Source organism: Dubosiella newyorkensis (assembly GCF_001945605.1).
Taxonomy (GTDB): domain Bacteria; phylum Bacillota_I; class Bacilli_A; order Erysipelotrichales; family Erysipelotrichaceae; genus Dubosiella; species Dubosiella newyorkensis.
This window is the reverse complement of the sequence record NZ_MPKA01000109.1, coordinates 1-792: the sequence shown is the minus strand read 5'-3', so window position 1 is coordinate 792 and position 792 is coordinate 1. Positions and strand designations below refer to the sequence as shown.

Sequence of the window (792 nt, the reverse complement as noted above, 5' to 3'; positions counted from 1 at the left end):
GAAAAGCGGCTTATGCCGCTCTTTGGCCCGCCTTGCAGGCTCCAGTTTCTGCAGCTCCGTCTCGACATGGAAGATCCTGTCCTGCTTATGAGGTCGCTCGATACGCTTCTGTTTCTTGGATGTTTTTTCCGCTGCTCGGAAGCGCCTCGAAAAACTTCCGGCGGACATGCGCCCAGCACAATGCTCGTTTTGTATTCTCGATCTGGCTGTAGCCTCCATATCCGTCGGTTACCAGAAATCCTTCAAAACCTTCCAGGAACGCTTTCGGATATCGGCTTCCTCTTCCGGGAGCGTATTGAAAGATCCGGATCGGCTTTCGAGAAACAGCCGCCGAGCTGTAGACCCACATCCACGATTTGGAAGTGTTCTTTCTCCCTTCTTCGCGGAGCACCTGGATCGGAGTCTCGTCGCAGTGGCACAGTTCTTCTTTCAGAAGATGTTCTCTCATCTTGAGAACGACAGGTTCAAGATAGAGTTCGGAGACCGCCATGATCCAGTTGGACATCGTTCTCCGGCTGATGGAGAGACCCAGCCATTTCCACTCCTTCTCCTGCCGGTTGTAGGGTACGCTTTTGACAAAACGCTCGTTGGCTACATGAGCGATCGCTTCCGCGCTCGCAAAAGAATGCGGAATGACGGGAAGAGGGGCTTTGGTTTTGAAAAGCACGTCTTCTCCATCCTGCCTGCAGGAGGGACAGACGTACGTTTCGGTATAGATCTCTTCGATACGGATCTTCGGCTCTTCTATGATCACCCGCGTCCTCACCTTTTCTTCGCCGATCTTCTCCATCT

Annotated in this window: 1 protein-coding gene; it reads right to left on the bottom strand. The window is 52.8% G+C overall.

The window, feature by feature from the left end:
* Window positions 1-85: 85 nt before the first annotated feature.
* The coding region (tnpC, locus tag BO225_RS10675; RefSeq protein WP_076342207.1) for an IS66 family transposase at window positions 86-792 on the bottom strand (707 nt) is incomplete at its 5' end.